General features: G+C 68.7%; 9 protein-coding genes and 1 pseudogene. 4 read left to right on the top strand and 6 right to left on the bottom strand.

The window, feature by feature from the left end:
• From QZX64_RS08610 to QZX64_RS08600, 3 genes are all read left to right on the top strand, one after another.
• A partial coding sequence (locus QZX64_RS08610) for an Nramp family divalent metal transporter (protein ID WP_295658406.1) occupies window positions 1-876 on the top strand: 876 nt, incomplete at its 5' end.
• 4 nt (window positions 877-880) lie between these two features.
• A complete protein-coding gene (locus QZX64_RS08605; RefSeq protein ID WP_295658404.1) occupies window positions 881-1,435 on the top strand; it encodes a hypothetical protein in 555 nt (184 codons plus the stop codon).
• 80 nt (window positions 1,436-1,515) lie between these two features.
• Entirely contained in the window at window positions 1,516-2,529 is a 1,014-nt protein-coding gene (locus QZX64_RS08600; protein WP_295658402.1) for a TerC family protein, read from the top strand.
• Window positions 2,530-2,985: 456 nt separating this feature from the next.
• Here the strand turns inward: QZX64_RS08600 and QZX64_RS08595 are convergent, their stop codons facing one another.
• On the bottom strand, window positions 2,986-3,591 hold the full coding sequence (locus QZX64_RS08595) for a GNAT family N-acetyltransferase (protein ID WP_295658400.1): 606 nt from the start codon (window positions 3,589-3,591) through the stop codon (window positions 2,986-2,988).
• 273 nt (window positions 3,592-3,864) lie between these two features.
• Here QZX64_RS08595 and QZX64_RS08590 point away from each other — a divergent pair, with 273 nt between their 5' ends.
• Entirely contained in the window at window positions 3,865-4,005 is a 141-nt protein-coding gene (locus QZX64_RS08590; RefSeq protein ID WP_295658398.1) for a hypothetical protein, read from the top strand.
• Between the two features lie 208 nt (window positions 4,006-4,213).
• On the opposite strand, the gene QZX64_RS08585 is transcribed toward QZX64_RS08590, so the two are convergent.
• The 5 genes and pseudogenes from QZX64_RS08585 to QZX64_RS08565 form a co-directional block, all read right to left on the bottom strand.
• Complete coding sequence (locus tag QZX64_RS08585) at window positions 4,214-4,855, bottom strand: TenA family protein (protein ID WP_295658396.1); 642 nt, start codon at window positions 4,853-4,855, stop codon at window positions 4,214-4,216.
• A complete protein-coding gene (locus QZX64_RS08580) occupies window positions 4,852-5,472 on the bottom strand; it encodes a hypothetical protein (RefSeq protein ID WP_295658394.1) in 621 nt (206 codons plus the stop codon). The genes QZX64_RS08585 and QZX64_RS08580 overlap by 4 nt, the downstream gene beginning before the upstream one ends.
• The gene (thiD, locus tag QZX64_RS08575; protein WP_295658392.1) at window positions 5,469-6,278 is read right to left on the bottom strand and encodes a bifunctional hydroxymethylpyrimidine kinase/phosphomethylpyrimidine kinase; all 810 of its coding nucleotides are present in this window, start codon (window positions 6,276-6,278) and stop codon (window positions 5,469-5,471) included. Before thiD ends, QZX64_RS08580 begins: the two co-directional genes overlap by 4 nt.
• A complete protein-coding gene (locus tag QZX64_RS08570) occupies window positions 6,275-6,853 on the bottom strand; it encodes a thiamine phosphate synthase (RefSeq protein ID WP_295658391.1) in 579 nt (192 codons plus the stop codon). Before QZX64_RS08570 ends, thiD begins: the two co-directional genes overlap by 4 nt.
• Window positions 6,850-7,168: pseudogene (locus QZX64_RS08565) on the bottom strand (thiazole synthase); the annotation flags it as partial. The pseudogene QZX64_RS08565 and the gene QZX64_RS08570, both read right to left, overlap by 4 nt.

The raw sequence follows: 7,168 nt of genomic DNA, 5'->3' as shown, positions 1-7,168 counted from the left end.
GGCTACTTCCCCGACGAGATGATGACCGCAGTCTGGTTCCCGGTCGTCGTCGGATCGATCGCATTCGCCGGACCGTCGGGCATGCAGCAGATGTGGTACACGCTGCACCTGCGCGAGAGCGGTGCCGCGATGGGCGCGCACATCCCGAAGCTCACCGGTGTGGCCCACGCCAACAAGAGTGGCCTCGAAATCGAGGCGATGCCAGCGCGCGGGTTCATGTTCGACACCGAGGACCCGGCGGAGATGGAGAAGTGGAAGGGCTGGCGCAAGTGGATCACCTTCGACGCCTTCGCCCTCTTCTGGGGAACCACCATGCTGGTCACCATCTCCTTCACGGTGATGGCGATGGCGGCGGCCAGGGAGAGCTCGGCCGTGCGGGAGCGGCTGCTGGAGGGTGACCGCGACGCGGCCCTGCCCGCGATGGCGGATGCCTTCTCTGCTGCTGGCGCGAACGCGCTGGGCGGGATCTTCCTCGGGTTCATCGCGATGATCGGCCTCAACGCCACGCTGGGTCTGTTCGACTCGTTCTCGCGTGGGCAGGCCGACATGGTGTTCAACAACAGCAAGGCCGGCAAGAAGATCGGGATGACGAAGCTCTACGCCATGTTCCTCTGGGGCGTCGTCATCTTCGGTATCCTCATCGTGAACTTCGGTCCCGCTGACGGACCCGGAGCGGTGCTGGACATCCTGGCGTTCCTGTCTACCTTCGCCATGGGCGCGTACTGCGTGACGTTGCTGTTGGTGAACAACCGGATTCTGCCCAAGCCGATCCGACCGGGCATCCTGTCCAACGCGATCATCGCGTTCGCTGCGGTGTTCTACCTTGGGATGCTGTTCTACAGCATCTTCGTCTACGGCGTCGCGGACATGGGCTGATCCCGTGACGAGATCACGACTGGCCGGCCTCGGGGAGCTCATGCTCCCCGGGGCCGGGATCGGGGCCGCGACGGGCGTGATCGCCGGGCTGGCCACCCTCCTGGTGGGCCTGCCACCGGGCTTGGCCGCCGTCAACGCGCTGGCGCTCGGCATCCCGATGGCGCTCTTCGGCGGTGCATACACGGTCCTGTGTGCGCGAGGCATCATGGTGGTGGGCGTCTTCGCGCCGTGCGCCCTGTACTGGCTGGTCGGCTACCCGGTCAGCCGGATCGTGCAGGAGGGTTCAGCCGGGTTGTACCTCGGGGGAGGACTTGGCCTGTCGACCGACGTGCTGGCGTTCTACGCGTACAACGCACTCCTCGCGCCCGGCCTCGCCTTCGGGTTCATCTGGCTGCACGAGCGGCTCGTGCCGCCCTGGCTGCTGCGGATCCGCGACCACAACGTGCTGGCTGCCGGGCTGGCGCAGGCGTACCTCGTGTACGCCGAGAGGGTGTTCGAGCAGAAGCAGCGCCGTGCCGCGATGCGGGCGCACAAGAAGCAGCGTGCGCTCGGCGCCTAGACCGACGTGATCAGAACGGCAAGGGGCCTCGCTTCCAGCGGGGCCCCTTCCTTCCTTATGCCTGGAGAAGAGAGACGACCATGGACGTGTCATCGACGATGTGGATCATCACGATCGTCGCCACCATCGGCGTACTGGCTGTGGACTTCGTGATCGTGGCCCTCAAACCGCACGAACCGTCGCTGCGTGAGGCGACGATCTGGGTGTCGATCTACGTCAGTCTGGCCGTGCTGTTCGGCCTCGGTCTGACGGTGTTCGTCGACGGGACGACGGGCGGTGAGTTCTTTGCGGGCTGGCTCACCGAGTACTCGCTCTCGGTCGACAACCTGTTCGTCTTCCTGCTCATCATGGCCAAGTTCGCGGTGCCCCGCGACTACCAGCAGAAGGTGCTGCTGATCGGGATCGCCCTGTCGCTGGTGCTGCGGGGAATCTTCATCGCGCTCGGTGCCGAGGCCATCGAGCGTTTCGACTGGGTGTTCTTCATCTTCGGCGCGTTCCTCGTCTACACCGCCTGGAAGCTCGCCACCGCGGACGACGGGGAGGAGGAGTTCAAGGAGAACCCCGTGCTCCGCGCGACGGCCCGGATACTTCCGTCGACGGACGAGTACCGGGGTGCGTCGCTGATCACTCGCATCGACGGCAAGCGCCTGGTGACGCCGATGCTGGTCGTGATGATCGCGATCGGGACCACTGACCTGATCTTCGCCCTCGACTCGATTCCCGCGATCTTCGGGCTCACCAAGGAGCCGTACATCGTCTTCACCGCGAACGTGTTCGCGTTGATGGGGCTGCGCCAGCTGTACTTCCTGATCGGCGGTCTGCTCGACCGCCTCGTGTACCTCTCCTACGGGCTGGCCATCGTGCTCGGCTTCATCGGGGTCAAGCTCATCCTCGAGGCGGCCCACAACAACGGTGTCGCCTGGGCGCCGGAGATCCCGATCCTGGTGTCACTCTCGGTGATCCTGGTGACCCTCACCGTCACTGCGGTCCTGAGCCTGATGAAGTCCGCAAGCATGTCCAAGAAGGAGCGGGCCGGCAAGGCGGAGCGTGTCATGTCGCACCCCATGGCCGAGGAGTTCCTCGACGAGCGCTGAGCCTCTCGACGCGATCGACTGAACCTCGCTGGCTCGGTCGGTCGCGCGGCTCTGGCTGAGCGAGCACCGTGCAGTCAGCGGTCGAGGGATCTCGCCGGATCGTCGGCTCCGGATAGTCGGCCCTGTGCTCGCGGCTGCATACGACGCCCTGCAGTTGAGAAGGTGTCGCTCGCTAGGGCCGGAGCATATCCCGGTGCGGGGCGTCGGCCATGGGCGCCGCGGGCGGCGTGGATCGTGCGGCGTCGTAGGCGCTCGGGGCGATCTGCAGCCTCGTCTTGCGCAGGCCCGGGCCGGTGACCTCCTGCGGCCTCGCCAGCCGGATCGCTCGCCCCCGAAGCGCCTCGGGATCCTCCCTGGTAGGGACGAGGCACGACCTCCAGCCCCCCGCAGGAGGCCGTCGATGAACGGTTGCTCTGATGCGGTGGGAACAGGAGGTCCGGGTGTACGCCGATCGAGCTACGCCGGCTCGGGCTCCGTCCCCACGCGCGCCTGGAGACGACTCCTGACGTCCGGCCACTCGTCGGCGATGATCGAGAACACCGCGGAGTCGCGGAAAGTGCCGTCAGCGCGGCGCTTGTGTCTGCGCAGCACTCCCTCAGCGGTGGCACCCATCTTCTCGATGGCGGCGGACATCCGGGTGTTGAGCACGTCTGTCTGCAGCATCACCCGACCGAAACCGCAGCCCTCGAATGCGTATCCGAGCAGGGCCAGGTTGGTTGCCGCATTGACGGGACTTCCCCAGACGTCCGGAGAGTAGGCCGCTCCACCGAACATGCAGCGCTCGTTGGCGATGTCGACCTCGAGCAGGCTGGCGGTGCCGACCACGCGGCCGTCGGTCGCATCGCGAACGACCCATGCGTACCCGCCCTCGATCAGCTTGGCCACGACAGCGCTCATGCCCTCCGCCTGCTCCGGCCGGGCAGCCGGTCCGCCGCCCCAGCCCCCGGCCCAGACCCGGTCGTCGTCGAGTGCGGAGAACAGATCTGGGGCGTCACCCGGCTGGAGCGGATCGAGCTGGACGACGGCATTCCTCAGGGTCTGCAGTTCAGGTGTGATCGCCATGCTCGGATTGTACACTGTATAATTTTGGGCGAGCCGCGTGTCCGTTCCCGCCGCATCTTCGCCCGTCCTGTGACCCCCGCCACCGCACGGCACCTCCTGTAACTGGAGTCACACCAGAATTGGAATTCCTGCTGGTCAGCGCGGGTTTTGAATAGATGCAAGAGCCCTTCATGGGGACCCCGGCTGCGGGATAGACACCGCGGCAAGCCGGGTCACCCACGACACAGTTGCCGGGTCGCCAAGGCTTGGCCGTTTCACGAAAGGATCCATCCCATGATCTTCACCGCACGCTTCGGCGCACTCGCCGCCCGCCCCGTCTTCCCCCGGATCACCGCGTCCGAGCAGGAGGACGTTGCCGAGATCCAGACCCTCGACGTCGAGTACCACCACCGGTCCGAGGAGTCTGCGGCCTGACTGCGCGCAACGGCGGCTCAGCCCGGATGGAGAGCTGCCTAACGACAGGCGGGCGCCCTCGCCGACCGGGTCGTGGCTCTGAGCACGCGACGGTCCAGGGTGCGGCAGCTCGACGCGGTCGGCCGCGAGCTGCTGCCCCGGCTGGCGGGGGGCGGTGCGGCCCGCCTCTGGACGCGAAGGGGTGCCTGTCGGGGGGACCCCGCCGACCTCACCGCTCAGGTCCGGTGACGCCCGCGTCGAAGAACTGCAGCTCCAGCTGCATGGCCCGTCCGTACACCGTGCGGACCTCGGCGGTGTCGTCGGCGTAGACGTCGACGAGCCGCTCGATCGTCGCTGCGAGGCTCTCGAACTCGGGGTCGGCGTAGGTGGCGATCCACCGGGCATAAGTGTCGCTGGCCGGGGGCGACAGCGACTGCCCGAGATGCGCGTAGAGCCGCATGCAGGGCGTCAACGCGGCGCAGCTGACGCCGATGTCTCCTCGGGCCGCGATGGTCTGCAGGAAGTCGGTGTATGCGAGTGTCGCCGGCACCGGCCGGACCGTCGACAGGTCGATTCCCCACTCCGCAGCGTAGGAGGCGTGCAGCTGCAGCTCCTCGCGCACGCCGATCAGCAGCTCGGAGAATGTGTCGAGCGCCATCCGATCCGGGCTGTGCGCGATCCCGAACCCGTACGCCCGGCAGAAGGCCTCGAGGAAGAAGGCGTCCTGGGCGACGAAGTGCGCGAACGACGTGCGGGGCAGCGTGCCGTCTGCCAGTCGCCGGACGAACGGGTGCCCGAGCGCTTCCGTCGCCCGGTCTGCGTTGCGTGCCCAGAGGGCTTGGGAGAGGCTTGGGGCCACTGTCTCGCTCACGCCTCGTCCTCCAGAGCCATGGCCCAGAAGCAGGACTCGGCGTCCAAGACCGCCAGGAACGCGGTCTCCACGTCCTGTTGCGCGGGTCGCGTGGCCACAGCGTCCGCCGCTTGCTCCAGCTCGCTGACGTAGGTCGCGAACTCCGGGGTGGTCCAGTGCGCGGCGAACACCCGGTAGGCCGGGATGCCCCGAGCGGCGAAGGACCAGGCGTCGAGGTAGACCCGTTCGATGGCCCACAGCGCGGTGAGCGCGACGGGCACGTCCGCATCGTCGAGCTCGCTGAGCAGGACCGAGTACGCGGCGGTCTGCGGCCTGGGTGGCTGCGTGAGGTCGAGCTGCTGTGCGGCCGCCTGCTCCTCGAACCAGGAGAGCTCGTCGACCAGCGCCACGGCACCGCCGGCGAGGACCGCCTGCGCCCGGCGCGGCGCCCTGGCGAGCAGCCGCCCCTGGAACGCGAGGAGGTCGGACACGAAGTGGTAGTCCTGCACGAGCCACGCCGCGAACGCCGACTCGGTGATCGTCCCGTCGCGCACGGCTTCGAGGAACGGGTGCTGGGTCGCGTGGCTCCAGGCGGTGGCATGGCGCGGTGGTAGACCGCCGACCGGCATGCGGCTCATCGGTGATCCACTGCGAAGTGGTCGAGGGGGCCGTGGCCGTGACCGAGCTGCCAGGAGGCCCCGCTGCTCAGGGCCAGGGACACGTAGTCCTTGGCCGTCTGGAGCGCCTCGGACGGTTTGGCTCCTCCGGCCATCGCCGCGGCCGCCGCCGCGGCGAAGGTGCAGCCGGTGCCGTGGTTGTTGACCGTGGGGACGCGCGGTGCTGAGAGGTCGTGGGTCGACGTGCCGTCCCAGACGACGTCGACGGCCTGATCGGAGCTGTCGGAGACCGGGTGGCCGCCTTTGATGACGACGACGGCCGGGCCGAGCGCTCCGAGGGCGCGAGCCGCCTCGCGTTGCTCCGCGATGCTACGGATCGGGGTGCCGAGCAGCACCTCTGCCTCGCGCAGGTTCGGGGTGAGCATGCGGGCATGCGGCAGCAACGATCCGACGTAGAGGGACTCGGCCTCGGGTTCGAGCAAGCGGTCGCCGCTGGAGGCCACCATCACGGGGTCGACGACGAGGTTCGGCAATCGACCCGCCGCAGCGAGCTCCGCGACTGCGGAGACGATGGCGGGCGTGGCAAGCATGCCGGTCTTCACCGCGGCGACGGCGAGGTCGTCGAGGACCGCTTCGACCTGCTCGACGACGAACTCCGCAGGCACCACGTGGATGCCCGTGACCCCGCGGGTGTTCTGCGCGGTCAGCGCGGTGACCGCACAGGCGCCGTAGACGCCGAGTGCAGCGAAGGTCTTGAGATCGGCCTGGACGCCGGCGCCACCGCTGGAGTCGGAGCCGGCGATGCTCAGCGCGACGGCCGGAGTCATGGGGCCCCCTGCGACAGCGCGGCCAGGTAGGCGGCCACGAGCTCCGGCGTCCGCATGACCGGCCCCATCACCGCGACCCCGGACGCACCGGCCGCGAGACAGTCCGCAACATCCGGCGGCTGGACCCCACCGAGCGCGTAGACGGGCGCCGTGGCGATGGTTGTGAGCGCGGCAAGCCCATGGACGCCGAGGGCAGGGCCGTAGCCCGGCTTCGACGCCGTGGCGAACACCGGCGATGCCGTCAGGTAGTCGCAACCCTCCGCACCTGCATGCCTCACCTCACCGGCGTCGTGGCAGGAACGGCCGACGAACGAAGGCCGAAGCGTCGGGAAGGCATCGCTCGCGGAGAGGTGCACCGCATCACCGCGAGCGCCGGCGATCATCAGAACCCCTCCGACGGGCGCGAGCACGGCACGGAGCTGGTCGGCCATCTCCACCCGGCGAGCCTCGGACAGGTCCTTCTCCCGCAGGACCACAGCGCGCGCGCCGGCCGCGACGGCGACCGCGACGACGTCGATCAGAGGCCCGGAGCACTGTGACCGGTCGGTGAGGACCATCAACGTGGGGAGCTTCACAGGTCGGGGCGTCCCTGCATCGAGGTGGACGCCTGGGCGTGCCACCGGCGGGGGATCCGCCCAGCCCGGGCCGCGAGGCGCCCTGCTTCGACGCCCTGTCGCATCGCCACGGCCATCTTCTCCGGGTCACGAGCACGGGTCACCGCCGAGGCGAGCAGCACCGCGTCGCACCCGAGCTCCATGGCCAGGGCAGCATCCGAGGCGGTGCCGATGCCTGCATCGAGGATCACCGGTACGGACACCAGGTCGCGGATCAGCGCGATGTTGTGCGGGTTGCCGATCCCGAGCCCGCTGCCGATGGGGGAACCCAGCGGC

Origin of the sequence: uncultured Nocardioides sp. (assembly GCF_902805925.1) — a bacterium.
In the GTDB taxonomy this organism is placed as follows: domain Bacteria; phylum Actinomycetota; class Actinomycetes; order Propionibacteriales; family Nocardioidaceae; genus Nocardioides.
The sequence above is the reverse complement of the archived record's forward strand: the minus strand, read 5'-3'. Positions and strand labels throughout refer to the sequence as shown.

Excerpts from the sequence above, each read along its gene's own strand:
- QZX64_RS08600 (WP_295658402.1), top strand. The coding sequence starts at position 1,516 with ATGGACGTGTCATCGACGATGTGGATCATCACGATCGTCGCCACCATC.
- QZX64_RS08595 (WP_295658400.1), bottom strand. The coding sequence starts at position 3,591 with ATGGCGATCACACCTGAACTGCAGACCCTGAGGAATGCCGTCGTCCAG.
- QZX64_RS08590 (WP_295658398.1), top strand. The coding sequence starts at position 3,865 with ATGATCTTCACCGCACGCTTCGGCGCACTCGCCGCCCGCCCCGTCTTC.
- QZX64_RS08580 (WP_295658394.1), bottom strand. The coding sequence starts at position 5,472 with ATGAGCCGCATGCCGGTCGGCGGTCTACCACCGCGCCATGCCACCGCC.
- thiD (WP_295658392.1), bottom strand. The coding sequence starts at position 6,278 with ATGACTCCGGCCGTCGCGCTGAGCATCGCCGGCTCCGACTCCAGCGGT.